The organism is Pseudonocardia xinjiangensis (assembly GCF_012911925.1).
GTDB classification, from domain to species: domain Bacteria; phylum Actinomycetota; class Actinomycetes; order Mycobacteriales; family Pseudonocardiaceae; genus Pseudonocardia; species Pseudonocardia xinjiangensis.
The window spans coordinates 25,844-51,629 of record NZ_JAAXKY010000027.1; the positions used below are offsets into that span (position 1 = coordinate 25,844).

Below are 25,786 nucleotides of genomic sequence, written 5' to 3' on the forward strand. Positions count from 1 at the left end.
GCTCAGCTCCAGAGCCGGTCGTGGCTCGACTCGCCGTCCCAGTGCGTCGACTCGGAGAAGAACACCGGGTCCCGGGGGTCGAGATGTGTCATGAACAGCTCCTCGTTGATGTCGCCGAACCCGAGGCCGGGGGTCTCGGGCACGATGATGTGGCCGTCCTGGATGAGCGGCCGGGGCAGGTCGGTGACGAGGTCGCTCCAGAACGGCACGTCGGCGGCATGGTGCTCCAGCGCCAGGAAGTTCTCCGTGGCCGCCGCCAGATGCACGCAGGCCATGGTCGCGATCGGCGACGCCGCGAGGTGCAGCGCCATCGCGACACCGCGCTCCTGCGCGTAGTCGCCCAGCCGCTTGGTCTCGCTGATGCCGCCGGACGTGGCGGGGTCGGGGTGGATCACCCGGACCGCGCCCGCGTCGAGCAGCGGCTTGAACCCCTCGGTGAGGTAGATGTCCTCACCCGTGCACGTCGGCACGGCGACGGCCTCGGTGAGCTGGCGCCACTGGTCGGTGAACTGCCACGGGATGAGGTCCTCGATCCACGCCAGCGTGAACGGCTCCAGCGCGCGCCCGATCCGGATGCACGAGTCGAGCGCGATGTGTCCGAAGTGGTCCGCGGCGAGCGCCACGTCGTAGCCGACGACCGAACGCACGGTCTCCACGTAGCTCGCCAGGTGGTCCACGCCCTTCGCGGTGACCTGGATGCCGGAGAACGGGTGCATCACCGTCTTCGTCTCGCGGGCGCCGGGCGGGGCGATCAGGGTGCCGGGGATGTCCCACAGCAGGTCCACGCCCACGTCCATCTTGAGCATCGTGAACCCGCGCTGCTTGCGTTCCAGCAGCCGCTGTCCCATCTCGTGCGGGTCGGGCACGGACGGCGTGTCGGCGTAGCACCGGACCGAGTCCCGGAACTGCCCGCCCACCAGCGCGTACGCCGGCACGCCGTAGGCCTTGCCCGCCAGGTCCATCAACGCCATCTCGACGCCGGACACGCCCCCGCCCTGCCGGGCGTGGAAGCCGAACTGCTTGATCTTGCGGAAGACCTTGTCGACGTTGCACGGGTTCTCGCCGACGAGGCGGCTCTTGAGCATCAGCGCGTAGGTGGCGCTCGCCTGGTCGCGCACCTCGCCGTACCCCACGAGGCCCTGGTTCGTGTCGATCCGGATGATCGACGACCGGAACGGCACCCCGTGCAGGTTGGCCACCCGCAGGTCGGTGATGCGCAGGGCGCTCGGCCGCGACGCGGTGCTGATGTGCTCCTCGGTGATCACGGACGGCTCGTTGCTGGTGGTGGTCACCGTCAGCGCTCCTCTCCGGCGCGGGCCGCGCGCCACTGCTGGAAGTCGGCCTCGATCTCCTCGCTCCACGTCGGGACGTCGATCTGGGCGCTCGTCCAGCGGCGCTCCGACAGGCGCTGCTTGCCGAACACGTCCCGGACGCGGGTGTCCTCGCTGGCCGCGGCCACGGCGGCGGCGAGGTGCGCGGGGATCACCGCAACGCCCGTCGGCGTCCCGAGCACGACGTCCCCGGGCAGCACCGTGGCGCCGCCGATGCGGATCGGGATGTTGATCCCGGCGAGGGTGACGCCGCGGATCGGTGTCGGGTCGACGGCCCGGTGGAAGATGTTGACCCCGCCCCCGAGCTGCTGCAGGCCCTGCAGGTCGCGGATGCCGCCGTCGATCACGGCGCCGACGCCGGTGCGGGTGGCCACGGCGGTGCCGAGGTTGTCGCCCACCACCGTGCCCTCGACGATCTTGCCGAAGATGTCGACGACCATGATGTCGCCGTTCTCGAGGGTCTCGATCACCCAGGAGTTCTGCCGGTCGGCCTCCAGGTGTCCCTCCCGTCTGCCGGCCTCCACCACCACCGCGTCGAGGTCGGGCCGGTGTGGCAGGAACTGTGCCGTGACGGCCCGCCCGACGATCACGGTGCCGGGGTGCGTCTCCTGCCACTCGCCGGCGAACTGCCGCACGTAGCCGGCCTGGAACAGGAACCCCCACGCCTCCTCGGTGGTGGCGAGGCGCAGGCTCGCCAGCACCTCGTCGGGGACGCGGGGCCGGCCGGAGCCGAAGCGCTCGCCCGTCCAGGCTGCGGTGAGCTCCTCGAGGTCGTCCTTGCCGGGTTGGATGCGCACGTCCGGTTCGCCTTCTCTCTCTCGTCGGGTAGTACGGGTCAGATCAGGCCGGCCACCTTCCGGGCGGTGGCCTGCAGCAGCGGGACGTAGCCGAGCAGCTCCTCGCGGTCCAGCATGAACGTCACCGACGAGACGCTGATGCCGCCGCGGGGCCGGCCGCTGCGGTCCAGCACCACGGCGCCGATGCACCGCACCGTGAGCTCGTTCTCCTCGTCGTCGAGGGCGAAACCGCGCTCGCGCACGTCGGCGAGCTCCGCGTGCAGCGCGCCCACCTCGGTGATCGTGGCGGGGGTGCGCGACGCCATCCCCGCCGTCGTGACGATGGCCTCCACCTCGCCGGGCGGCAGGTGCGCGAGGATCGCCTTGCCGATCGCCGTGCTGTGCAGTGGCAGCTGGTTGCCCACCCGCGAGCGCATCTCGTAGGGCTTGTCGTTGTCGACCTTGTGCAGGTAGACGGCGTGGTCACCGACCCGGACGGCCAGATGGACCGTGTTGCCGCCCGCGCCTCGCTGCAGCTCCTGCAGCGTCGGGCCGACCCCGGTCGACAGCATCCGGACGACCCGCGCCCCGAGGCCGCCGAGGCGGCTGCCGATCCCGTAGCGCCCGTCGCCGCAGTTCTGGGCGAACCCCTGCGCGCCGAGCGTGGCGAGCACCCGGTACGCGGTGGAGCGGGGGACGCCCGCCCGCTCCGCCACGTCCATCAGCCGGTGCGGCCCGTCCTCGACGGCCAGCGCCTCCAGGATCCGCATCGCCTTCTCCACCGACGTCCCCACGGGGCTGGAGCGTCCCCGCCGGGACGCCGCCGCCCCGTCCGAGCCTGGGGTCATCCCTTGACCGCCCCGGCAGTGAGGCCCTCCGTGAGGAACCGCTGCCCGAAGGCGTACATGAGGACGACCGGGATGCTGATCAGCAACGATGCCGCAGCGAGCTGACCCTGCGGCACGACGTCACCGAAGATCATCGACTGCATCCCGACGGGCAGCGTCTTGTAGCCGTCCTTCGTGATGAACACGAAGGCGAAGAGGAACTCGTTCCACGCGTTGGTCAGGGTGAAGAGCGCGACGGCCAGCAGGCCGGGCTTGGCCAGCGGCAGCACGATCCGGTAGAAGGCCTGGAACCGGGTGCACCCGTCGGTGAGCGCGGCCTCCTCCAGATCGGCCGGGATCGACTTGAAGTAGCCCACCAGCAGCCACGTCGCGAAGGGCAGCGTGAACGTCGGGTAGGTGATGACGAGCGACCACAGGGAGTCGTTCAGCCCGATCCCGCTCATCAGCTGGTACAGCGGGATGAACAGCAGCGCGCCCGGCATCACGTACGTCAGCAGGATCGTCACGGTGAAGCTCTCCGAGCCGCGGAACTTCAGCCGGGCGAGCGCGTAGCCCGACAGCGCGGCGCAGATCAGCGCGATCACCGTGGAGGCCACCGACACCAGGATCGTGTTGAGGTACCAGGTGCCGAACGGCTGGCTGGTGAACAGGTCCGTGAACTGCTCCATGCTCCACGGCGTCGGCCACAGGTCGCTGGTCCGCATCGTGATCTGGGTGTCGGACTTGAACGCCGTGACGACGATCCAGTAGAGCGGGCCGAGCACGAAGAGCAGCAGCCCGATGAGTGCGACGCCGGACCCGACGCCGTTGACCGTCCGTGCGGCCCTCTCCCTGCCGCGCGCGGCGAATGTGGAGATGGCGCGCCCGACGCCCGCGGCGAGCACCACGCAGACCCCGAGCACCAGTGCGGCCTTCCAGATGATCTGCGGCGACGCCCAGGCCAGTGCGGCCGTGGCGACGGCGACGGCCACCCAGGGCAGAGCCTTGCGCTGCGCGGGGGTGAGCCGGCTGCGGCCGAGGTCCCCGGCGCCGGGGGCGTCGCTGCGCCGCATCATCCGCACGAGGATGACGACGAGGATGCCGATGATCGGCACCATCACCAGCGTCACCGCGGCGCCCGCTCCGAACTGCAGCTGCTGGATCGCCTTTGAGTACGCCACCATCACGTATGGCGCGGTGGCGTCGCCCGGACCGCCCTGGGTCATGAGCCAGATCAGGTCGAAGTTGTTGAACGTCCAGATGGACGACAGCAGGACCGTGACGATCATGACGTAGCGCAGCCCGGGCAGCGTGACGTGCACGAACCGCTGCCACGGCGACGCGCCGTCCACCATCGCGGCCTCGTGCAGGCCGTGGTCGATCGCCTTGAGCCCGGCCAGGAACGTCACCGTGAAGAACGGGATGCCCTTCCAGACGTTCACCAGGATCACCGAGGGCATGGCGAGCGAGGCGTCGGAGAGCCAGCCTGCCGGCCACGCGTCGACGAGGTGCAGCGACGCCAGCACCGGGCCGATCCCGGAGTCGGTGAGCAGGGTGTTGACGCTGCCGAAGATCGGGTCGAACAGCGACCGCCAGCTGAAGGCCGTGACGACGGTGGGCACCACCCACGGCAGCAGCAGCACCCCCGCGACGATCGCCTTCCCCCGCCGCATGTGGTGCAGCATCAGCGCGGCGATCAGGCCGAGGACCACCTTGAAGATCTCGGCGTACGCCGTGAAGACGAACGAGTTCACCACGCCGGTGTGGAAGAGCTCGTCGCCGATCAGGGCCGTGTAGTTGTCGGCGCCGACGAAGACCGTCTCCGCCCCGTGCCGCTCGGTGGTGCTGGTGATCGCCGAGCTGACGATCGGGAACAGGATCAGCGCGGCGACCAGGATGACCGTGGGAGCCATGAACACCGCGGCGAGCCGCCAGTCCCGGCCGAGCAGGCGCTGAACGGAGGTGAGCGACGCCCGGGTGACGGCCGGCGCGACCGGAGCCGGCCGGGGACGCAGGATCGTCACTGCCGCAGGCCCTGCTGCTCGAAGATCTGCACCATCCGGTCGTGCGCGGTGGCCACCGCCTCAGCGGGCGGCGTGCCCTGGACGACCGACTGCATCATGTCGGTCAGCAGGTAGGCGGCCACGCTGGCCTGCTGCCCGGAGCTGGGCGTCTGCGGGAACGCGTAGCCGGTCGACGTGGTCAGCGGCAGCGGCTGCTGCGTGATCTTGCGCAGGGCGGAGAACGCGGGGTCGCCGCTGGTGTAGTACGGGTCGGAGTCCCACACCTTGTCCCACGCCGGGTTGACCAGGCCGGGGGCCTCCTTCGCCACGCCGAGCAGGGGAGTGCCGCTCGCGAGGTACTTCGCCACCTGCTTCGCGAGATCGGGGTTCTTCGCTCCCTTGAACACGACGAACGCCTGCGACTGGCCGAAGGTGATCGGACGGTCGCTCGCGGGCCCGATTCCGTCGATGAACGGGTGGGTATTGGCGTAGACCGGGTTCTGCTTCGTCTTCGAGTCGGCGTAGACGCTGTACTGGTTGCGGGTGAACCCGATGATTCCGGCGAGCCAGTTCTCGTTGTTGCTGGAGTCGGTCCAGCTCTCGATGCCGGGCGGGAGCATCGGCTTGTACTTCGGATTCGTGTAGATGTCGCCCATGAACGTGACCGCAGCCACGGTCTCCGGCGAGTTGAACTCCACCTTCAGCCCGTCGTTGGACGAGATCGCACCACCATAGGTATTGATGACGTTCTCGATGAACCCGTTGGCGTCACCGGAGCGGTTCACCGTCTGCCCCCACCCGAAACGTCGTTGCGCGGGATCGGAGATCTCGAGTGCGATGTCCCGCAGTTCTTCCCAGGTATAGGCGTCCTTCAGCTCGATACCCTTTCCCTGGAGCCAGTCCTTGCGGAAGAACGAGCCGACCCCGATGAAGTGGTAGGGGATCGCATACCACCGGCCGTCGAAGACGCAGTAGTTCTTGGTCTCGGCAGCGGGCTCGCCGAACTGGGCCCTCAGTTCCTCCACCACGTCGGTGACGTCGGTGAGGTCGCCGAGGTTGTGGAACTGTGCGATGAACCGCGAGTCGGTGAAGAACGCCAGGTCACGGGCGTTTCCGGCCTTCACCTCGGCGTCGGTCTTGGCCACCATGTCGCCGGAGTCGGCCTGGACGAGGGAGTTCTCGATCGTGGTGCCGGTGGCGCCGGCGAAGGCCTGGATCGAGCGGTCGAGCGCGGCGTTCGCCGACTCCGAGTAGAGCTTCTGCGAGAGCATCCCCATCGAACTGCCGCGCAGGCCGGACGCCGCATCGATGACGCCCTGCGGGACGTCCACCTGCACCTGCGGGGCGGCAGCCTGACTCCCGCACGCGCTGAGGCTGAGAATTCCGAGCGCGCTCGTCCCGAGAAACTTCCGCCTGGACCATTCCGACCGCTGAGTCATGACCACTCCTCCTGCGTCCTGTTCGAGAGGACGCGTGCCGACGGGGCGACAGTGCAACCGACGGGGGCCGGGAGGTTGTCCACCTCCCCGGTCGTGCGAGGAACGAGCCCGGTACGGCGGCTCGATGCGCCTTTTCGAGAATCCGAATTCGGGGCGCGGCGCAGCGATCACCGGCCCCCTTGCCGGAGAGAGCGCTGTGTTGTGCTACTCGGGTTTCGTGTAGCGGAACGCGGTATCACGTAATGCGACGCGGGTCACCCTAAAAGGGCAATCACGGTCTGTCAACGGGCGAGATCGCAGTTCTTGTCGAACGTTCCCCGGGGAGGCCGTCGAACAGCCCGGACCCGCCCCGTGGCCGCCACAGCGGGACGCCGCCCCCGCCGGGCGGGGCGTCGTCGAGCGCCATGACGGTGTCCTGCTCGGCCGAGTCCAGCGCGCGCAGGACGATCAGCATGTTCGCCACGCTCTGCCGGACCGTGCCCACCACCGGCTCACCGTGCCGGACGGCGTCGGAGAAGTTGCAGAGCTCGGCGTGGTAGCCGTTGTCGATCCCGCGGAACACGTCGGTCTGCGTCGATCCGTCCGCGCGGGTCAGCGTGACCTGCCGCTCCGACTCCGGGCCCGACAGCACGAGCACGCCCTCGGTCCCGTACAGCCGCAGGTCCTCGGTCTCCTTCGGGACGGCGATCTCGGAGTACGTGGCCGTGTAGTTGCCGATGGCGCCGCAGGCGAAGACCAGGTTGAGCGTCAGGTCCGACGGCGCCTCGATCGTGCTGTTGGCCCACTGGGCGGCCCCGTGGACCCGGACGGCATCGCCGCAGAGCATCCGGATCTGGGCGATGTCGTGGACGCCGGCATCGAGGTGGACGCCGCCGCGGTACTGCGGCCGGTGCCGCCACGGCGTGCCGGCGAAGACGCCCTCCCACGGCACCAGCCGCCTGGCGCGGCGCCACGCCATCAGGTGCAGCTTGCCGATCGCGCCGTCGTCCAGCAGGGCGCGCGCATGGCGGATGTCGTCGCGGTAGAAGTAGTTCTCCCCGATCAGGACCGTGCGCTGCGGATACCGCTCCTCCAGTGCGAGGAACGCCCGCGCCTGGTCCTCGTCGGTGCCGGCCGGCTTCTCGCACAGCACGTCCTTGCCGGCCGCGAGCGAGTCCTGCGCCACCTCGTACAGGGAGGGGATCGGCACCGAGATCAGCACCGCGTCCACGTCGTCGCGGGCCAGCAGCCGGTGGTGGTCGGTGGTGAAGCCGGCCATGTCGACGCCGCTGTAGGACGAGAAGCGCTCGCCCTGGGCGACGGAGTGGTCGGCGAACGCCGTGACGACGTACCGGTCCGCGAGCCGGCGCAGCGCCGGCCAGTGGAGCTTCTCGACGGCCAGCCCGGTGCCGATCAGCCCGAGCCGGATCGGCCCTTTCTCGCTCAGTCCCAACTCGCACCGTCCTTCCGTCCCGACGCCGGGACATCGAAGGGGGCTCGCCGCGGCTCTGCGGCCGAGCCGTCGTGCCCTACCGCTTCGCCCTCCGGGTCCTCGTCCTCTGCTGCTTCTCGGTGAGGATCCGGATGGTCTGCTGCAGGTGTGACCGCATCGCTTCGCGCGCGGCGGCGGGGTCCCTCGCCTCGAGCGCCGCGTAGATCCGGGCGTGGTCGTCGGTGGCGCGGTGCAGGCCGCCGGGCTCCGCGTTCGTCACCCGCCGGCTGGCGGTGCCCAGCCACCGTGCGGAGTACATGATCCGGTCGAGGATCCGGTTGTTCGCCGCCCGGCAGATCGCCATGTGGAACTCGTGGTCGACCTCGAGGTAGTCGTCCGGCTCCTCCTCGAGGCTCGCCATCCTGGCCAGCTCCGCCCGCAGCTCGGCCAGCGTCTCCTCGGTGATCGTGGCCGCGGCCATGGCCGCCAGCTCCGGTTCGAGGAGCAGCCGCATCTGGTGCAGCTCGTTCAGCAGGCCGACGACGTGCTCCTCCGGCAGCCACTCGGCCAGCAACGGGTTGAGGTAGTCCCATTCGGTCGCGGGCCGCACGACGACGCGCCTGCCCTGGGCGACGTCGAGGATGTCGAGCGACGCGAGGATCTTGATCGTCTCGCGGGCGACCGCGCGGGAGACGCCGAACTCCTGCGAGATGTCGAGCTCCGACGGGGTGCGCTCGTCCGCGAACTCCCCGTCGGCGATCCGGCGGGTCAGGTGGGCGGCCACCTGCACCGGGAGCGTGCGGACCTTGACAACGTCCGCCAGCTCTTGTCTCCTTGCCATGTCTGCAGCTTATCGGACAAGTCGCTGGATTCGTACCGCTACCAGGCCTGATATCCGAGTTCCGGGGAGGGGTTCCGCCCGGCCTCCCCGGGGCACCTGCCCGCCCACAGCACGCCGTGGGCACCACCGTGTCCGGCGGATGGCTGCTCCCGGGAGGGGAAGCATGAGGATCGTCAACGTCACGACAGCCGTGGTCGCCTATCACGGCCAGGCCACGCTGGTGCGGATCGACACCGACGAGGGCATCAGCGGGTTCGGCGAGGCGAATCCCGACGCCGGAGCGGGGGCTGTCGTCGGGATGATCGGCGACCTGGCGCACCTGCTGATCGGGGAGGACCCGCGCAACGTCGAGCGGTGCTGGGAGAAGCTCCGGCGGCGGAAGGTCTTCGCCGGCCCGCAGGGTGGCGTGTTCGTGATCGCCCTGAGTGGGATCGAGCTGGCGCTGTGGGACATCGCAGGCAAGGCCGCGGGGCAGCCCGTCTACCGGATGCTCGGCGGCAAGTTCCGCGACCGGATCCGCCTCTACGCCGACTGCGGCGACGGCGACGACCCGGCCGGCTCGGTGTCGGGCTGCGTCGACCGGGCCCAGCGGATGGTCGAGGAGGGCTTCTCCGCGATCAAGTTCGACATCGACGACCTGCAACATCGCGCGAAGTTCGACGAGTTCAACCACACGGTCAACGCCGCCGAGCTGCGCACGATGGTGGAGCGGGTGGCGGCGGTCCGGGAGGCGATCGGCCCCGACATCGACCTGGCCATCGACCTGCACGCCCGCTACGACGTGCCGAGCGCCTGCCGGATCGCCTGGGAGCTGGAGGCGTTCAACCTGATGTGGTTGGAGGAGCCGGTCCCCGCCGAGAACGTCGACGCGCTCGTCCGGGTGCGCGCCCAGACCCGCACGCCGATCTGCGCGGGCGAGAACCTCTACCTCCGGTGGGGCTTCCGTGAGCTGCTCGAACGCGGGGCGGTCGACGTGATCGAGCCCGACGTCCCGAAGTGCGGAGGCCTGGCCGAGGCCAAGAAGATCGCCAACCTCGCCGAGATGCACTACGTGCCGTTCGCGCCGCACCTCGTCTCCACGCCGCTCGGCACGATGGCCACGGCGCACCAGTGCGCCGCGATCCCGAACTTCTTCGTGCAGGAGTGGCATGCGCTCGAGGAGCGCGAGGTGTGGGACAGCTACGTCACGGCGCCCGACGGCAGCGGCTCGATCGTCAAGGACGGGTACATCACCCTCCCCGACACCCCCGGCATCGGCGTCGAGCTCGACATGGACGGCGTGCGTGCGCACGCCGTGCCCGGCTACGGGATCTTCGAGTAGGAGGGGAACGCAGAACATGACGAACGGACACGGAGCCGCACGTCCCGACCCGGCTTGGGTGGCGCAGACCGCGAAGCGGTTGGAGGCGCTGTACTCGGCGGTGGTCTACGACATCATGGACGAGATGGGCCTGCCCCATCAGTGCCTCGACCTGGCGATCACGCCGCTCGACCACGCGATGCAGGTGGCCGGCCCCGCCTACACCGTGGCGGCCGGCCCCGACATGCGGGAGCGCGCGGAGATGCCCCCCAACACGAAGCTGGCCGACTTCGGGGTCTTCACGCAGATGTACGACGGCTGCGTCGTCGTCGTTGCCGCGGCGGGGGAGCGTCAGAGCGGCATCTGGGGCGAGCTGATGAGCAACGCCAGCCGCGCCCGCGGAGCCACGGGCGTCGTCATCGACGGCGGCATCCGCGACGGGCGGCTGGTGCGTGAGATCGACGGGCTGTCGGTCTTCGTGCGGTACACGTCGCCGATCGAGTCGCTGCGCCGCTCCCGGATCCACGACATCGAGGTCCCGATCGCGATGACCGGCACGACCAGCAGCCAGGTCCGCGTCGACCCCGGCGACTGGATCTTCGGGGACGAGGACGGTGTGCTGGTGATCCCGAAGGACGCGCTGGACGAGGTGCTGGCGAAGTCCGAGGAGGCCAAGGACGTCGAGGACAAGGTCCGCGAGGAGGTCCAGGCGGGCGTCCCGGTGATCGACGTCTACAACAAGTACGGGCGGCTCTGACGCCGTCATCCTTCGGGTGATGTCCCCGCAACTCTCCGTGGAGAGTGATCGATCCCGCGTCCAATTTCACCGGGAATACTCCACCCCATCAGATGCGTAACCTGACCAACTGTATTTCCCTCATTCGATCGGCCCGGAGATTTTGTTGACCGGGGAATGCGCGCTAGATTGACCCCGGTCAGCAGGCTCCCCTCTCGAGACCCTCACTGTGGTCCGGCAGCTGACGCGTCGGCTCGGAGCGTCGGCATTTCACGCCGACCCACAATGAGGAGAACTGCTGTGCTGAAGAAGGCTGGAATCGTGGTGGCCACCGCCGCGGCCGGCGTACTCGCGCTCGCCCCCCTGGCGTTCGCGACCGGCACGGACGACCGTGGTGACGGCACGTCGATCTCCGTGGAGGACCGCAGCGTCGAGCGGAACCAGGTCAATCAGTGCTCCTTCGAGCAGGACGCGACCGCCACCGGGCTCCTCGGCCCGATCCTGTCGCTGCCGAGCCAGAGCCAGCAGGGGAACTGCGTCAACGTCGGTGACGGGAGCACCTACCGTCCCCCGCCGCCCCCCGGTCCTGGTCCCGGTCCCGGTCCTGGTGGCGAGTCGGAGATCGTGTACAGCTCGATTCCGGACGACCTGCCCGTGCAGGTGCCGTCTCTCGGTTTCCAGGCGACCGGCACCAGCGAGTTCGGCGACCACGTGGGGCTCGAGTCCGGGGCCGGCTCCGTACTGGAGTCCGTGGAGGTCGTGCTCGTCAGCTGGGCCTGCGAGAGCGGAAACTGGGTCAGCGACAACTGTGTGACCACGCCGGGGGCCACCTTCGACCACCCGATCACCGTCAACGTCTATGCGGTGGAAAACTCCGGGGCCGTCCCGGCACCTGGACCCTTGCTGGCGAGCCGGACGGAGGTGAGCAGCATTCCGTACCGCCCGTCGGCCGACCCGGTGAACTGCATCGGCGCCAACGCGGGCCAGTGGTTCGACCCGTCGGACAGCACCTGTCACGACGGGTTCGTGCACCGGGTCACGATCGACTTCACCGGCACCACCGTGCTGCCCGCGGAGGTCATCTGGACGGTGGCGTTCAACACCACGACCTTCGGTCCGAACCCGATCGGCCCGCAGCCGTGCTTCACGTCCCCGGACAACTGCGACTACAACTGGTTGAACGTGGGAGCGGAGACCTTCCCCGGAGCACCGTTCGCAGGCACCGACATCAATCCTGACGCCGCATTCCTCGACTCGGACTACGCGCCCACCTACTGCGACGGCGGTGCGGGCGGCACCGGATTCCTCCGGTACGACTCGGCTCCCGGGTGCTGGTCGGGCAACATTCCTCTCGGCGAGATCACGGCCCGGACGGGATAGAGCGATGTCCCGAGACGTCGTCAGGCCGGGCGGCCGATCGCGGCCGCCAGCCCGTCGAGCACCATCGTCAGGCGACGCTCGAACACCACGTCCGGATCGGGGTGGTCCTCGGCTTCGAGGATCAGCCGCTTCAGGTAGGGGAGCGCTCCCCCCTGCAGCAACTGCGTGATGAACGGTCCGACCTGGCGCTGGTAGCCCGCGAAGTCCAGGCCGGTGTGCCGCTGCGCTTCGACCTCGCCCAGTTCCTGCACGACGAAGCCCCGGGTGAACTGCAGGGCGGTGGCCAGCACGTCCATCATCGCGTCGATGTCGAGACCGAGGCCGTCCACGCAGGCCAGGCCGGTTTCGCGGAACCGCTGGGCGTTGGGCCCGAGGGTCGGCCGGTGCCCGAACCGGGCGATCCACGGGTGGGCGTGGTGCAGCCGGCGCATCTCGTGGGCCAGCCGGGCGATGTCGGCCCGCCAGCTCCCGGACGGGATCCCGGTCAGGTCCAGCTCGCCCAGCACCGCGTCGTACATCAGCTCGGTCAGGTCGTCCTTGCTGCCGACGTGCCGGTAGAGCGACATCGGGCTGTGGTCCATCCGCGCCGCGACCTTGCGCATCGAGACCGCGTCGACCCCCTCCTCGTCAGCCAGGGCGATCGCGACCGCGGTGATGGCCGTGTGGTCGAGGGTGCGCGCCGGCCCCCGCCCCTGGCTGGAGAGACGTGCCCAGATGACGGGCGGCGGTTCGTCGGTCACGGCAGTGCTCCTCGCGTGGGTTGCGGGCATCCTACGGGACGTTTACGGTGTACATGACTGGTCGCATACGCCGTATACGTCTCACTGCCGACACATTCGAGGTATCGACATGCCCTCCTCGTCCGCCCTGTCCATCGCCGTCGTGGGCGGCGGCCTCAGCGGGCTGGTGCTGGCCCGCATCCTGCAGCAGCACGACATCGCCAGCACCGTCTACGAACTCGACGCCACCGCCGACGCCCGGAGGCAGGGTGGCCTGCTCGACCTGCACGTCGAGTCCGGCCAATCGGCCCTGCGCGAAGCGGGACTGTACGAGCAGTTCCGCCGGCTGACCCGGCCGCAGGCGGAGGCGATGCGGGTGATGGACAAGGCGGGCACCGTCTTCATCGACCAGGTCCCCGGCGACGGGTCGGGCGAGGGCGGACGACCCGAGATCGACCGAACGGAACTGCGCGCCCTGCTGCTGGAGTCGCTCCACCCGGGACGGGTCGTCTGGGACCACAAGCTCAGCCGGGCCCGCCGCCTGGACGACGGACGGTTCGAGCTCGCCTTCGCCAACGGCGCGCGCCGGACCGCCGATCTGCTGGTCGGGGCCGACGGCGCCTGGTCGCGAGTCCGACCCCTCCTCTCGAGCGCCTCCCCGGAGTACGTCGGGATCAGCTCCGTCGAGTTCCACGTCACCGATGCCCCGACCACGGTGCCCGCCTCCGCCGCCCTGGCCGGCACGGGGAGCTTGTTCGCCCTGTCGGACAACAAGAACCTCGGCGGGCACGGAGGCCGCGACCTGCACCTGGGAGCCATGCTGCGGACCGCCGAGGACTGGATCGAGACACGCGGCGTCGACTGGTCGGACGTGGCCGCCGTCCGCACCGCCCTGCTGGCGGAGTTCGCCGACTGGACCCCGGCGTTGACCGACCTGATCCGCCACTGCGACGACGAGATCACGGCTCGCCGGATCTACGCCCTGCCCGCCGGCCACTCGTGGCCGCGCATCCCGGGTGTGACCCTGGTCGGCGACGCCGCCCACCTGATGTCGCCGTTCGCCGGCGAGGGCGCGAACGCCGCGATGCTCGACGCCCGTGAGCTCGCGCTGGCGCTGATCGAGCACGGTGACGACGTCGAGGGTGCGCTCCACCAGTACGAGACGGCGATGTTCCCGCGCGCCGCGGTCGCCGCCCGGAAGTCCGCCCGCGGGCTCGACCTGTGCTTCGCCGACGACTCCCCCCGGGGACTGGTCGAGTTCTTCGGCAGGAAGGGCGCCCCCCTCACCTCGCACTGACGGCGGGACGCGGTCAGGGCTCGTAGGTCAGCGGGGGCACCTTCGCGCTGGTCATCATCATCGTGATGCCGTCGTGCTCGCGGCTCACGCCCACGTCGTCCATGCACGAGTGGATCATCAGTAGACCCTGGCCGCGGAAGCCGGCGGGCTCCGGCCGCCACAGCTTGCCCCCGGCCACCGCGACGAGGACGCGCCGTCCGCCGTCCGGCTCGGCGTACTGCCGGGCGGCCACCCGCACCTCGGCGCCGATCTCCGACGGGTGGATCTGCTCGATGGCGTTGGTGACCGCCTCGTTGACGGCCATCACCACGTCGTCGATCTCCTGCTCCGGCCAGCGCAGCGTGGTCAGCCACCGCCGGAACCGCTGACGCACGACCGAGAGCGACACGGGATCCGCCATGAGGACCATGGAGATCACCGCGTCGAGATCTTCGGGGTACGCCATCGACGTCTCTACCGGTCAGGCCGTGAGGGCCTCGTCGAGGGAGCCGAACAACGCGAGCACCTCGTCCAGCCCCATCGTCCGGATGGGACGGATCACCGAGCGCGTCTCGTCGACGACCACCCGGAGCGGGGTGCGCATCGTGCGGCCCTCGTCGTGCAGGGCGACCAGCAGCCCCATGCCCGAGGAGGACAGGAAGTCGACGCCCGAGAGGTCGAGGACCACCGGTCGTCCCGCGGCCTGGTGCAGGGCCTCGCTCCCCGCCTCCATCAGACGGCTGCCCGTGCTCAGATCCACCTCGCCGTGCACGATGAGGACGAGACACCCGTCCCGGTCGTCCCGGTTCAGGGTCATCAGTTGCTCGGCCGGCGGCATTCCGCCCAGGAAGCCGTTCATGCTAGCGCAGCGTACAGATGGCCGGTCAGGTGTCGCTCCCGCGTGGTACCGCGACAGAGGGAGCACGCAGCTGAGCGTCACGTAGGACGCGCCGCGCCAACGCGACGACGTCCTTGAGGCCGCGGCGGTCGAGCAGGCGCGCCACATCCTGGGCGGCGGCCCGAGCGACCTCGTCCTCCGCGGTCGGTTCCTGTGTCGTCGATTCCTGCGTCATCGGCCCCCCGGCTGCCTTGTCGCACATGCGCCTGATCTTCGCCCTTACCCCGGATGCGCCCGACGGCAAACCTTCGGGCGGCGCCCTGTGGTGGCCGAGTCCAGCGGTCCCGGCAGGGGCTGGGACAATAGCCGTGACGAGGTGGGCCCAGGTCCACCGGGAGAGGGGAACGGTGACGGCGACCGACGAGGCGCTCGACATGGCCCGCGTGGCGGTGGCCGCAGCAGCAGACAAGAAGGCCCAGGACATCGTCGTGCTCGACGTGTCCGACCAGCTGGTGATCACCGACTGTTTCGTGATCGCCTCCGCGCCCAACGAGCGCCAGGTGCAGGCCATCGTCGACGAGGTCGAGGAGAAGCTGCGCCTGCACGGAGCGAAGCCCACCCGGCGTGAAGGCACGAGGGAAGGCCGCTGGGTGCTGCTGGACTTCGTCGACGTCGTGGTGCACGTCCAGCACACCGAGGAGCGCGGGTTCTACGGGCTGGACCGGCTCTGGAAGGACTGTCCGCGGATCGCGTTCCCGGAAGCCGAGGTCGTGCCCGACGGGGCGGGGTCCGTCGGCGGCGGGGACGCGGCCGGGTGAGCCTGCGGAGGCTGGTGCTGCTCCGCCACGGCCAGACCGACTACAACGTCGCAGGCCGGATGCAGGGCCACATCGACTCGATGCTCACCGATACCGGGCTCGCCCAGGCCGCGGCCGTCGCGCCCGAGATCGCGCGGGTCGCCCCCGACCGGCTCATCAGCTCGGATCTGCGGCGCGCGGTCGACACCGCCGACATCGTCGGTGCCGCCTGCGGCCTGCCCGTGAAGCTCGACCCCCGGCTGCGCGAGACACATCTGGGGGAGTGGCAGGGCCGCTCGGTGCCGGAGATCGACGAGGCCTGGCCCGGTGCGATAGCCGCGTGGCGCTCCGATCCCGCGTGGCGGCCCCCGGGCGGTGAGTCCCGCGTCGACGTGGTGCGGCGCGCCGGCCCCGTGATCGACGAGCTGGACGAGGAGTTCGCGTCGGTCCCGGAAGCCACCGTGCTGCTGGTCGCACACGGTGGCCTGATCGCGGGTCTGGTCAGCGGGCTCCTCGCGCTGCCGACGTCGTCCTGGCCGTCCATCGGCGGTATCGGCAACTGCCGGTGGGCCACGCTGGCCCGCCGTGCCGACCACCCGCGCTGGCGGCTGTCGGGCTACAACGTCGGCACGTCGTGATCCACACCGACGGCCCGGAGTGACGGCGGACGCCCCCGTCCTGCTGGTACTCGGCGACTCGCTCGCCTTCCACGGCCCGCACCGGGCCGAACCCGCCGACGACCCGAGGCTCTGGCCCAATGTCGCCGCCGCCGCGCTCGGCGGGCGCGCGGAGCTCGTCGCCGGGATCGGGTGGACGGCCCGGCACGCCTGGCACGCCCTCACCCACGATCCGCGGGTGTGGACGGTCATGCCCACCGTCGACGCGCTGGTGCTCGGGGTCGGCGGGATGGACAGCCTCCCGTCGCCACTGCCCACGGCGTTGCGCGAGCTGATCCCGGTGCTGCGCCCCACCGGGCTGCGCCGGGTGGTGCGGACCGGGTACCGGAAGGCGCAGCCCGCGCTCGCGCGCGCGTTCGCCGCGACGGTGCCGGGAGGTGGTCCGGTCGCGCTCCCGCCCCGGCTGACCGTGCAGTACCTGGAGCGCTGCCGCCAGGCCGTGCTCACCATCCGGCCCGGGATCCCCGTACTCGCGATGCTGCCTGCCGTGCACCGCGCCGCCGCCTACGGATCGGTGCACGCCGGGCGGGCCGCAGCCGAGCACGCCACCCGCCGCTGGGCCCACGAGTGCGGCGCCACGGTGCTCGACCTGCGGGCCCTCGTCGCCGACCACGTGCTCGGCGGCCACGGCAACCCCGACGGCATGCACTGGGGATGGCAGGCGCACGCGGAGGTCGGCGCGGCCTGCGCCGGCGTGCTGCGGCCCGTGTTGCCACGCTGACGGACATCCGTGCCATAAGGTGCGTCGTCGTGACCGTCGCCGTTGTCACCGACTCCACCGCCTACCTTCCCTCCGGGGTCGCGGAGGAGCGCGGGATCGGCGTGGTACCGCTGGAGGTCCGCCTGGGCTCCCGCGTCGGGCTCGAGGGACTGGACATCGACACCGCCGAGCTGTGCGCCGCGCTCGCCGACCGCCACCTCGACGTCCAGACCTCCCGGCCCACCCCGGCCGCCTTCGCGGCGTGCTACAGCGGCGCCCTCGCCGCCGGTGCCGACAGCGTCGTCTCCGTGCACCTGTCCCGGGAGCTCTCCGGCACGTGGGACGCGGCCCGGATGGCGGCCGAGCAGGTCGGCCCCCACCGCATCCGGATCGTCGACTCCCGGGCGGCCGCGATGGGCCTCGGGTACGCGGTGCTGGCCGCGGCCGACGCCTCCGACGCCGGGGCCGACGCCGCCGCTGTCGAGGAGGCCGCCACCGACGTGGCCGGCCGGTGCCGCGTCTTCTTCTCCGTCGACACCCTGGACCGCCTCCGCCACGGCGGCCGGATCGGGGCCGCCGCGGCGCTGGTCGGCACCGCACTCGCCGTCAAACCGTTGCTGCACGTCGTGCAGGGCCGCATCGTGCCGCTGGAGAAGGTGCGCACCACAGCACGTGCGGCGCAGCGGCTGGTGGAACTCGCGGTGCGGGCCGCGGGAGACGGGCCGGTCGACCTGGCCGTCCACCACCTCGGGGCAGCCGCCCGGGCGGAGGAGGTCGCCACCCTGCTGCGGGAACGCCTGCCCGCGGCGACCCGGCTGCTCGTGTCGGAGGTCGGAGCCGTGATCGGCGCACACGTCGGGCTCGGGCTGCTCGGCGTCGTGGTGGTGCCGAAGCGCTGACGCGCTTCCTCGCGGCGGGTGGTCGCGCGAGCCGTGCCTGGTGGCCCTGGGGAGGGCGGTGAGGTGCGTCTCGGGCCGGGTGGTCGCGGCGAGCCGTGCGTGTTGGCCCTGGCGAGGGCGGTCAGGTGCGGTTCGGGGCGATCATGGTGGCCTGGGCTGGCGCCGTCACGAGTGAGGTGGCTGGGGTGTCCGACGGGTGATCGCCGCGAGACGTGCGTGGTGCCCTGGTGGGGGCGATCAGATGCATCTGGTGGTGGGTGATCGCTGCGAGATGTGCGTGGTGGCCCTGGTGAGGGCGGTCCGGTGCGGTTCATGGCGATCATGGTCGTGGGGCTGGGCGCCGCCCCCCGGTGTCCAGTGTGGTCGGGAGGGGTGACGGTTCGGGGAGTGCAGGGGCGGTGGGGCGCGAGTTGTCCCCATCGCCCCTCGGCCGTCCACAGGTTCCGAAGTCGTCGGGGCGGGAGCCTGTACCGGACCTAGCGTCGAGGCGTGGCTCGCCCCGACCCCTCATCCGCGCCCGGACGGCTCACCGCCGTGCTCGGTGTCCCGCCGGGGATGCCTCCGCGCGGGCCCGGCCCCGACTCGACGCCGGCGGCGGGGTCGGTGCCGGTCGGCGACCAGCCGACGGGGCCGCTCCCGCGGGTCGTGCTCGGCGGGGGCGATGCTCCGCGGCCAGGGCGACTGTCGCGGCTGCTGCCTGCCGCCTGGCGTGACGCCCGGGTCGACCCCGGCCGCCCCGGGGCCACCGTGCTGGCGCTGGTCGCGGCCGCCGCCGCTGTCGTCGCCGCCATCGGGGTCTGGGTGGAGCGGCCGCGGGCCGAACCCGTCGGTGCACTGCCCGAGGTGGCAGTGGTCGCCGAGCCGGCTGCCACTGCGGCCGCGGAGACGGCCACCGTCCCCGTCCCGGCTCCCGCAGCGCCGACGACCGGATCCACCACGGTCCCGGCCGAGCCGCTCGTGGTCAGCGTCTCGGGAAGGGTGGTGCGTCCGGGGCTGGTGGAGGTACCGGCAGGGTCCCGGGTCGCCGACGTGCTGGCGGCCGCGGGTGGCCCCGTCCCCGGCACCGATCTCGCCGGGCTCAACCTCGCGCGCCGGGTTGTCGACGGCGAGCAGGTCGCGGTCGGCGTGCCACCGGCCCCCGATGCGTTGCCCGGCGCGGCGGGTGGAGCGGGTGGCCCGGCGACTCCTGGGTCCGGCCCGGCGGCGCCCGGCAGGCCACCGGGGAAGCTCGACCTCAACTCGGCCACCCCTGAGCAGCTCGACGCCCTGCCGGGAGTCGGGCCCGTCACCGCTCAGCGGATCCTGGAGTGGCGCACGCGGCACGGCCGGTTCGCCCGCGTCGAGCAGCTGCGCGAGATCGAGGGCATCGGTGAGCGCCGGTTCGGGCAGCTGCGTGAGCTGGTCACGGTCTGATGCGCGCCCACGATCCCGCCGAACCCCCGCGTCCCCCGGATCTGCGCCTGGTGCCCGCCGCGCTGGCGGCGTGGGCTGTCGTGCTGCTCGGCATCGGGCTCGGCCCCGTCGCCGGAGTGTGTGCCGCAGTGATCAGCACGGCCGGGATCATCGCGGCCGCATTGGTGCTCGCCAGGAGCGCGCGTCGCGCTGCAGGGACACCGGCGCGGGCGACGTCCAGCGCGCGGCACGGGCCCGCCGTCCTCGCCGCCGCGGGCTGCGCCGCCGCTGCCTCGGTGGTGGTCACCGCCAACACGCTGCTCCTCGTGCAACACCCGTTGCGCGAGCCCGCCGAGCGGGGGGCGGCCGCCACGGTGCGGGTGGTGCTGCGCGACGACCCCCGGCCCATCCGCGACGCGGCCTACGGCTCCCGTCCCGCTGCGGCGGGCCAGGTGCTGGTCCCGGCGGTGCTCACCGACGTGCAGGTCGGCGATGGGCGGTGGAGCGCGGGTGGCCGCGTGCTGCTGATCGCGCCCGCGGAGGGGTGGACCGGGCTGTTGCCCGGTCAGGAGGCCACCGCGGAGGGCCTGCTCGCCCCGGCCGGGCGCCGTGACCTCACCGTCGCAGTACTACGGGTTCGCGGGCCGCCGCAGGAGGTCACGGCCGCGTCCTGGTGGCAGGACGCGGCGGGCGGGCTGCGCGCGGGCCTGCGCGAGGCTGCCGGGGTGCTGCCGCCCGCGTCGGCCGGACTCCTGCCCGGGCTGGCGGTCGGTGACACCGGAGGGCTCACCTCGGAGGTCGACGCCGACTTCCGGGCGGCCGGGCTCACCCACCTCCTCGCGGTGTCGGGGGCCAACCTCGCCATCGTCGGGGGCGCCGTGCTCGCCCTCCTGCGGCTGCTGCGGGCCGACCCCCGGCTCGCGGCGGCGCTGAGCGCCGCGGCGGTGGCCGGGTTCGTGGTGCTCGCGCGGCCGTCGCCGAGCGTGGTGCGGGCCGCCGTGATGGGTGCGGTGGTGCTGCTGGCGCTGGCGCTCGGGCGCGGGCGGTCGGCGATGCCGGCGCTCGCCGCGGCCGTACTGGTGCTCCTGACCGCCGACCCGGCACTGGCGGTCGACCCTGGGTTCGCGCTGTCCGTGCTGGCCACCGCGGCCCTGGTGCTCCTCGCTCCCGGTTGGACCGACGCGCTGCGCCGCCGGGGCGTGCCCGCCTGGGCCGCGGAGGCGCTCACCGTCCCGGCCGCGGCGTTCCTCGTCACGGCACCGCTGGTGGCCGGGCTGAGCGGGGAGGTGAGCCCGATCGCGGTGCTCGCCAACCTGCTCGCGGTGCCCGCGGTCGCCCCGGCCACCGTCCTCGGGGTGCTCGCGGCGGTGCTCTCCCCGCTCGGGCCGCTGCCGGCGCAGGCCTGCGCCTGGCTGGCCGGGCCGGCAGTGGGGTGGCTCGTCCTGGTCGCTGACCGGGCGGCGGCCGTGCCGGGGGCCGTGCTGCCGTGGCCGGACGGGGTCGGGGGCGCCGTGCTGCTCGGCGTGCTGGTGCTCGTGCTGCTCGTGCTCGGACGGTCACCACGGTCACGGGCGGTGCTGCTCGCCGTGCTGCTCGGGCTCGCGCTGGTGCTCGTGCCCACCCGGATCGCCCCGCCCGGGTGGCCGCCCGCCGGGTGGCACCTGGTGATGTGCGACGTCGGGCAGGGCGACGCCGTGGTGCTGGCCACCGGCCGCCCCGGCTGGGTCGTGCTGGTCGATGCCGGTCCCGACGACGGCCCGGTCGACGTGTGCCTCGACCGGCTGGGCGTGCAGGGGATCGCCATGGTCGTGCTGAGCCACCTGCACGCCGACCACATCGGTGGCCTGGCGGGCGCCCTGCGCGGGCGGCCGGTGGGGGCGGTCGCGGTCGGCCCGGTCCACGAGCCGCGCTGGGCGCTGCAGATGGTCGCCCGGCGCGCCGCGGAGGCCGGTGCCCCACTCGTGGCGCTCACGGCCGGTCGGCGCCTCCAGTGGCCCGGGCTCACCCTGGACGTGCTCGCCCCCCGCCACCCCGAGCCCGGCATCGACCCGGACGACGGCACCGCGGTCAACGACGGCTCGCTCGTGCTGCGGGCCGCCACCCCGGCGGTCAGCGCGTTGCTCACCGGCGACGTCGAGCTCGCGGCCCAGGCCGACCTGCTGGCCTCGGGCGCCCACCTGCGTGCCGACGTGCTCAAGATGCCGCACCACGGCTCCCGCTACACCTCGGTCGCGTTCCTCAACGCGGTGGCGCCGCGCGCGGTGCTGGTCAGCGTGGGTGCCGGTAACCGCTATCGGCATCCCGATCCTGGTCTCCTCGGCGGTCTCGAGCGGGCGGGCGCCACGGTGGACCGCACCGACCTCGCGGGCGACGTCGCTGTGGTCGGCAGCCCTGCCGATCTCGAGCTCGTCTCCCGCGGCTCACCGCTTCCGGCTCCGCGATGAGGACGACCGTTCGGGTCGGCTGGGCGTCGAGCAGGCCGGCCGGCATGAACACAGCGCCCGATCGTCGCGGCACGATCCGAATCCGGTCCCCGCGGGACCACGCGTACGGCCGCTCCGAGCACGTGATGCACGTGATGCACGTGATGCACGTGATGCCCGTGCGAGCCTCCTCCGTGCTGCCATCGTCTGCGGAGGTGCAGCCCTCGAAGGGCATAACGATCTACGGCTGGAGTACTGGGTGACGACGATCATTCGACGGGGTCGCGCCCTCCCGCTCGTCGATCGGCTCCCACGAGAGGGCTGGGTCAGTGCGCCGCACGGGTGCGTCGCGCGGCGACGTAGCGCCGGATCTTCTCGGCGGTGCCGCAGTCCTCCATGCTGCACCAGCGGCGGCGACGGTTCTTGCTCTCGTCGTGGTAGAGGAAGCGACAGCCTCCGCATCCCTTGATCCGGTCCAGCTCGCCCGAGGTGAGCAGTTGGACCGCCGCGTGCACCACCGGCCGCAGCGGCCGGGTGAGCGTGTGGTCGTCCTGCCAGGTCCACGCGAACGTGCCTTCACGCTCCAGTCGCGCGTGGCGGAGCGCGTCTGTTTCGTCGTCACGCAGCCGGGCCAGGGCGGCCGGGCTCGGGCTTTCGCCGGCGGCCAGTGGTCGGAACACCTCGTCGAGGTTGTCGCGCGTGCGCAGCGCTCGGGCGAAGGCGGCCCGAGCGCCACCGGGATCGTCGCGAGCCGCGCGGCGTAACGCTGCCGCCTCCGCCTCGCTGAGGGCGTCCGCGTAGACGCCCCAGGTGATCAGCTCGGAGTAGCCGGTGAGCACGTCATCGTCGGGAGGTCCGAGGGGTGGGCCACTGCGGGTGTTGACGAAGTCCAGGGCGAGGTTGCCGCCCACCAGGCGCATCCGCGTGACGTCCTCAACTGTTCCCATCGAAATCCATTTTACCAGTTGCGCCACCTTGGAGGCGATCGCTAACGTGTTTCCGACGTAAGCCAATTAGATGGCAACATGGGAGGTCCGGATGGAGGACAGGCGGGCGGCGGGAGCGCTTGTCGGCTTGGCCGGCGGCACGTTCCTCTACACCACGGCCGAGGCACTGCCCGTCGGGCTGCTGCTGCCCATGGCGGCGGACCTGGCGGTCTCGCCGTCGCAGGTGGGTATGCTCGTCACGGCCTACGGCGCGGTGGTGATGGTCGCCTCGGTCCCGCTGACTGCGCTGGTGCGAAGGGTCCCGCGCCGGGTTCTGCTGTCGGGGCTACTGGTCGGGTTCGTCGTCAGCACCGCGGTCACGGCGCTCGTCAGCACGTTCGCGCTCATGCTCGCCGCCCGGCTGGCGATCGCGGCGACCCACGCCTTGTTCTGGGCGGTGGTGGTGCCCGCGGCGGCCGAGCTGTTCCCACCCGCGCTACGAGGGCGTGTGATCGCGGTGGTGTTCTCCGGCGGCACCGTTGCGCTGGTCCTGGGTGTGCCGGCGGGCACCTGGCTGGGTGAGCGCGCGGGTTGGCGGGTGTCGTTCCTGGCGGTGGCCGGGCTCGGCGCGATCGTGCTCGTCCTGGTTGCCTCGTTGCTGCCCTCGACGCGGCCCGACCAGGGACATGCCGCCCGGGGCGCGATGCCCGACGCGCGCCGCTTCTGGCTGCTGGTCGCCGTTGCCGTCCTGGCCACCGCCGGAGCCATCGCCGCCTACACCTATGTCGCCCTCTTCGTCACCGAGGTCAGCGGCTTTGCGGACTCGTCGGTCGGCGCAATCCTGCTGGCCCGCGGCGTCGCCAGCGTGCTCGGGATCCTCGCCCTCGGCGCGGTGGTCGACCGCGGCCCGTGGCGCGCCCTGGCTGCGAGCGTCGCGCTGCAGTCGGCGGCACTGTTCGGGCTGTACGCACTTGGCCACCACCCGGTGGCGGCGGTCGGCCTGCTCGCCGTGGCGGGACTGGCGTTCGCCGCGTTCACCGCGTCGCTCGGTGGGCTCGTGCTGCAGATAGCGCCCGGGCGCTCCGACCTCGCCGCCGCCACCGTCTCCGCCGCCGTCAACGTCGGTATCACCGGCGGCGCGCTGGCCGGCAGCCTCGCGGTGCCGAGCCACGGCGTCCAGAGCACGGTCCTGATCGGCGCCCTGATCGGTGTCGTGGCTCTGGCGCTGACTCTCGCCGAACGACTCATCCCGCAGGCAGGACGGCGGGGCGGAAACCCGACGATCTTGCCGTCTCGAGTGGGCTCACCGGGCGCGACGCCGTCCACCGGGACCACGACGATGCCATCCGGCTGACGGGGGGTCCAGATGACGGCCGCCCCGATGGCCAACGTCAACGGGGCGGCATCGCCAGATCCATCGCGTTGAACCCCGACCTCCTGATCGCCGACGAGCCGACCAGCTCCCTCGACGTCTCCGTGCAGGCCCGGATCCTCGACCTGTTCCGGGACCTGCAGGCACAGCTGAGGTTCGCCTGCCTGTTCATCTCGCACGACCTGGCCGTGATCGGCGCGCTCGCGGCCCGGGTCGGCGTCATGCACCGCGGGCGGATCGTCGAGCAGGGGAGCACCGCCCAGGTGCTGCAGGCGCCTCGCCACCGCTACACCCAGCGGCTCCTCGCCTCGGCGCCCGTGGCCGACCCGACCGAACAGCAGCGCAGGCGCGCGATCTGGCACACGATCCGGGACGCGCAACCCGAGGTTGCCGCCCCCAGCGCCTCGTGACCGCGCCGGGGGCCGCCCCGGCTCAGAGCCCGCGCGCCGCCAGCGCCTCGCGCACGGCCTTGCTGGTGGAGGGCACCGTGGCCGAGGGACCGATCTGGCCGGCGACCGCGTCGAGGGTCTTGAGGCCGTCGCCGGTGATCAGCAGCACGGTCTCGGCGTCCGGGTCGAGCTTGCCCGACTCCACGAGCTTCTTCGCGGTGGCCACCGTGACCCCGCCCGCGGTCTCGGCGAAGACACCCTCGGTGCGGGCGAGCAGCCGGATGCCGTCGACCACCTCCGCGTCGCTGACGTGGGCCACCGCACCGCCGGTGCGGCGCACCGCGTCGAGGACGTAGGGGCCGTCGGCCGGGTTGCCGATCGCGAGCGAGCGGGCGATCGTGTCCGGGCGCACCGGCTGTACGACGTCGTGTCCGTCCTCGAAGGCCTTGGCCACGGGGGAGCAGCCGGTGGCCTGCGCCCCGAACACGCGGTAGGGCGTGGGCTCCACCAGACCCAGTTTGCCGAGCTCGGTGAACCCCTTGTCCACCTTGGTCAGCTGCGACCCCGACGCCACGGGCACCACGATCTGCTCCGGCAGCCGCCAGCCGAGCTGCTCGGCGACCTCGTAGCCCAGGGTCTTGGAACCCTCGGCGTAGTACGGCCGCACGTTGACGTTGACGAACGCCCAGTCCTCGTGCTCGGCGGCGAGCTCGGTGGCCAGCCGGTTGACGTCGTCGTAGTTGCCGTCGACGGCGAGCAGGGTCCCGTCGTAGACGGCGGTGGTGAGCACCTTCGCCTGCTCGAGCGACGACGGGATGAGCACGACCGAGTCCCACCCGGCGCGGGCCGCGGCGGCGGCGACGGCGTTGGCGAGGTTGCCCGTGGACGGGCAGGCGAGCACCGAGAACCCGAGCTCACGCGCGGCGGCGAGCGCCACGGCGACCACGCGGTCCTTGAACGAGTGGGTCGGGTTGCCGGTGTCGTCCTTCACCCAGAGGTTGCGCAGTCCCAGCGCGGCGCCCAGCCGGTCTGCCTTGATCAGGCGGGTGAGACCGGGCTCGGTGTTGGGGTGCTCCTGCACGGTGGACGGCACGGGCAGCAGCTGCCGGTAACGCCAGATCGACTTGGGGCCAGCCTCGATGGACTCGCGGGTGACCGTGCCGAAGTCGTAGGCGACCTCGAGCGGGCCGAAGCACTGGGGGCAGGCGAACTCGGCCGCGAGCGGAATCTGGTGGCCACACTCACGACAGGACAGGGCGCGCGCGGGCCCGAGGTCGTAGGCGGCGGTGGATCCGCCGTCGGGACGCGTGGAGGCAGTCAGGGTCATCGAAAGA

The 25,786-nt window shown here is 71.8% G+C and carries 25 protein-coding genes; 12 read left to right on the top strand and 13 right to left on the bottom strand.

Annotation, left to right across the window (positions count from 1 at the left end):
* Positions 1-2 precede the first annotated feature (2 nt).
* The 7 genes from HF577_RS11080 to HF577_RS11110 form a co-directional block, all read right to left on the bottom strand.
* A complete protein-coding gene (locus HF577_RS11080; protein ID WP_312859072.1) occupies positions 3-1,292 on the bottom strand; it encodes a mandelate racemase/muconate lactonizing enzyme family protein in 1,290 nt (429 codons plus the stop codon).
* 2 nt (positions 1,293-1,294) lie between these two features.
* A complete protein-coding gene (locus HF577_RS11085) occupies positions 1,295-2,128 on the bottom strand; it encodes an RraA family protein (protein WP_169395699.1) in 834 nt (277 codons plus the stop codon).
* Positions 2,129-2,166: 38 nt separating this feature from the next.
* The gene (locus tag HF577_RS11090) at positions 2,167-2,955 is read right to left on the bottom strand and encodes an IclR family transcriptional regulator (protein ID WP_169395700.1); all 789 of its coding nucleotides are present in this window, start codon (positions 2,953-2,955) and stop codon (positions 2,167-2,169) included.
* A complete protein-coding gene (locus HF577_RS11095; protein WP_169395701.1) occupies positions 2,952-4,958 on the bottom strand; it encodes an ABC transporter permease in 2,007 nt (668 codons plus the stop codon). Before HF577_RS11095 ends, HF577_RS11090 begins: the two co-directional genes overlap by 4 nt.
* Positions 4,955-6,376 carry an extracellular solute-binding protein gene (locus tag HF577_RS11100; protein ID WP_169395702.1) on the bottom strand — a complete coding sequence of 474 codons (1,422 nt, stop codon included), beginning with the start codon at positions 6,374-6,376 and terminating at the stop codon, positions 4,955-4,957. Before HF577_RS11100 ends, HF577_RS11095 begins: the two co-directional genes overlap by 4 nt.
* A 271-nt stretch (positions 6,377-6,647) precedes the next feature.
* Positions 6,648-7,808, bottom strand: a complete 1,161-nt coding sequence (locus HF577_RS11105; protein ID WP_169395703.1) for a Gfo/Idh/MocA family protein — start codon at positions 7,806-7,808, stop codon at positions 6,648-6,650.
* Positions 7,809-7,884: 76 nt separating this feature from the next.
* Positions 7,885-8,628, bottom strand: a complete 744-nt coding sequence (locus HF577_RS11110; protein WP_211174095.1) for a FadR/GntR family transcriptional regulator — start codon at positions 8,626-8,628, stop codon at positions 7,885-7,887.
* 163 nt (positions 8,629-8,791) lie between these two features.
* Here HF577_RS11110 and HF577_RS11115 point away from each other — a divergent pair, with 163 nt between their 5' ends.
* The 3 genes from HF577_RS11115 to HF577_RS11125 all read left to right on the top strand — a co-directional run bounded on the left by HF577_RS11115 (position 8,792) and on the right by HF577_RS11125 (position 12,044).
* Positions 8,792-9,949 (top strand): mandelate racemase/muconate lactonizing enzyme family protein, encoded by a 1,158-nt coding sequence (locus HF577_RS11115; protein WP_169395704.1) that lies wholly within the window; start codon positions 8,792-8,794, stop codon positions 9,947-9,949.
* A gap of 16 nt (positions 9,950-9,965) precedes the next feature.
* The gene (locus tag HF577_RS11120) at positions 9,966-10,685 is read left to right on the top strand and encodes an RraA family protein (protein WP_169395705.1); all 720 of its coding nucleotides are present in this window, start codon (positions 9,966-9,968) and stop codon (positions 10,683-10,685) included.
* Positions 10,686-10,964: 279 nt separating this feature from the next.
* Positions 10,965-12,044, top strand: coding sequence for a hypothetical protein (locus HF577_RS11125; RefSeq protein WP_169395678.1), 1,080 nt, complete (start codon positions 10,965-10,967; stop codon positions 12,042-12,044).
* A 20-nt stretch (positions 12,045-12,064) separates the two neighbouring features.
* On the opposite strand, the gene HF577_RS11130 is transcribed toward HF577_RS11125, so the two are convergent.
* Positions 12,065-12,784: a TetR/AcrR family transcriptional regulator gene (locus tag HF577_RS11130; protein WP_169395706.1), complete on the bottom strand. Its 720-nt coding sequence runs from the start codon at positions 12,782-12,784 to the stop codon at positions 12,065-12,067.
* Positions 12,785-12,893: 109 nt separating this feature from the next.
* Here HF577_RS11130 and HF577_RS11135 point away from each other — a divergent pair, with 109 nt between their 5' ends.
* Positions 12,894-14,060 carry an FAD-dependent oxidoreductase gene (locus HF577_RS11135; protein WP_169395707.1) on the top strand — a complete coding sequence of 389 codons (1,167 nt, stop codon included), beginning with the start codon at positions 12,894-12,896 and terminating at the stop codon, positions 14,058-14,060.
* Positions 14,061-14,073: 13 nt separating this feature from the next.
* Here the strand turns inward: HF577_RS11135 and HF577_RS11140 are convergent, their stop codons facing one another.
* The 3 genes from HF577_RS11140 to HF577_RS11150 are packed head-to-tail and all read right to left on the bottom strand — an operon-like array spanning position 14,074 to position 15,112.
* The gene (locus tag HF577_RS11140; RefSeq protein WP_169395708.1) at positions 14,074-14,505 is read right to left on the bottom strand and encodes an ATP-binding protein; all 432 of its coding nucleotides are present in this window, start codon (positions 14,503-14,505) and stop codon (positions 14,074-14,076) included.
* A 15-nt stretch (positions 14,506-14,520) separates the two neighbouring features.
* Positions 14,521-14,898: an STAS domain-containing protein gene (locus tag HF577_RS11145; RefSeq protein WP_169395709.1), complete on the bottom strand. Its 378-nt coding sequence runs from the start codon at positions 14,896-14,898 to the stop codon at positions 14,521-14,523.
* 25 nt (positions 14,899-14,923) lie between these two features.
* Positions 14,924-15,112: a hypothetical protein gene (locus tag HF577_RS11150; protein WP_169395710.1), complete on the bottom strand. Its 189-nt coding sequence runs from the start codon at positions 15,110-15,112 to the stop codon at positions 14,924-14,926.
* A gap of 172 nt (positions 15,113-15,284) precedes the next feature.
* Here HF577_RS11150 and rsfS point away from each other — a divergent pair, with 172 nt between their 5' ends.
* The 6 genes from rsfS (at position 15,285) to HF577_RS11180 (ending at position 21,786) form a co-directional block, all read left to right on the top strand.
* On the top strand, positions 15,285-15,695 hold the full coding sequence (rsfS, locus tag HF577_RS11155; RefSeq protein WP_169395711.1) for a ribosome silencing factor: 411 nt from the start codon (positions 15,285-15,287) through the stop codon (positions 15,693-15,695).
* Positions 15,692-16,312 carry a histidine phosphatase family protein gene (locus tag HF577_RS11160; protein WP_169395712.1) on the top strand — a complete coding sequence of 207 codons (621 nt, stop codon included), beginning with the start codon at positions 15,692-15,694 and terminating at the stop codon, positions 16,310-16,312. Before rsfS ends, HF577_RS11160 begins: the two co-directional genes overlap by 4 nt.
* A 19-nt stretch (positions 16,313-16,331) precedes the next feature.
* Complete coding sequence (octT, locus tag HF577_RS11165) at positions 16,332-17,072, top strand: diglucosylglycerate octanoyltransferase (protein ID WP_169395713.1); 741 nt, start codon at positions 16,332-16,334, stop codon at positions 17,070-17,072.
* Positions 17,073-17,101: 29 nt separating this feature from the next.
* Positions 17,102-17,950, top strand: coding sequence for a DegV family protein (locus HF577_RS11170; protein ID WP_169395714.1), 849 nt, complete (start codon positions 17,102-17,104; stop codon positions 17,948-17,950).
* Positions 17,951-18,439: 489 nt separating this feature from the next.
* Positions 18,440-19,363, top strand: a complete 924-nt coding sequence (locus tag HF577_RS11175) for a ComEA family DNA-binding protein (protein WP_312859073.1) — start codon at positions 18,440-18,442, stop codon at positions 19,361-19,363.
* Positions 19,363-21,786, top strand: a complete 2,424-nt coding sequence (locus HF577_RS11180) for a ComEC/Rec2 family competence protein (protein ID WP_169395715.1) — start codon at positions 19,363-19,365, stop codon at positions 21,784-21,786. The genes HF577_RS11175 and HF577_RS11180 overlap by 1 nt, the downstream gene beginning before the upstream one ends.
* Positions 21,787-22,091: 305 nt before the next feature.
* On the opposite strand, the gene HF577_RS11185 is transcribed toward HF577_RS11180, so the two are convergent.
* A complete protein-coding gene (locus HF577_RS11185) occupies positions 22,092-22,712 on the bottom strand; it encodes a CGNR zinc finger domain-containing protein (protein WP_169395716.1) in 621 nt (206 codons plus the stop codon).
* A 70-nt stretch (positions 22,713-22,782) separates the two neighbouring features.
* On the opposite strand from HF577_RS11185, the gene HF577_RS11190 reads away from it, so the two are divergent.
* Positions 22,783-24,045: an MFS transporter gene (locus tag HF577_RS11190; RefSeq protein ID WP_169395717.1), complete on the top strand. Its 1,263-nt coding sequence runs from the start codon at positions 22,783-22,785 to the stop codon at positions 24,043-24,045.
* A gap of 68 nt (positions 24,046-24,113) precedes the next feature.
* On the top strand, positions 24,114-24,473 hold the full coding sequence (locus HF577_RS11195; RefSeq protein ID WP_407692200.1) for an ABC transporter ATP-binding protein: 360 nt from the start codon (positions 24,114-24,116) through the stop codon (positions 24,471-24,473).
* A 22-nt stretch (positions 24,474-24,495) separates the two neighbouring features.
* Here HF577_RS11195 and thrC read toward each other — a convergent pair whose 3' ends face one another.
* A complete protein-coding gene (gene thrC / locus HF577_RS11200) occupies positions 24,496-25,779 on the bottom strand; it encodes a threonine synthase (protein WP_169395718.1) in 1,284 nt (427 codons plus the stop codon).
* Positions 25,780-25,786: the final 7 nt, after the last annotated feature.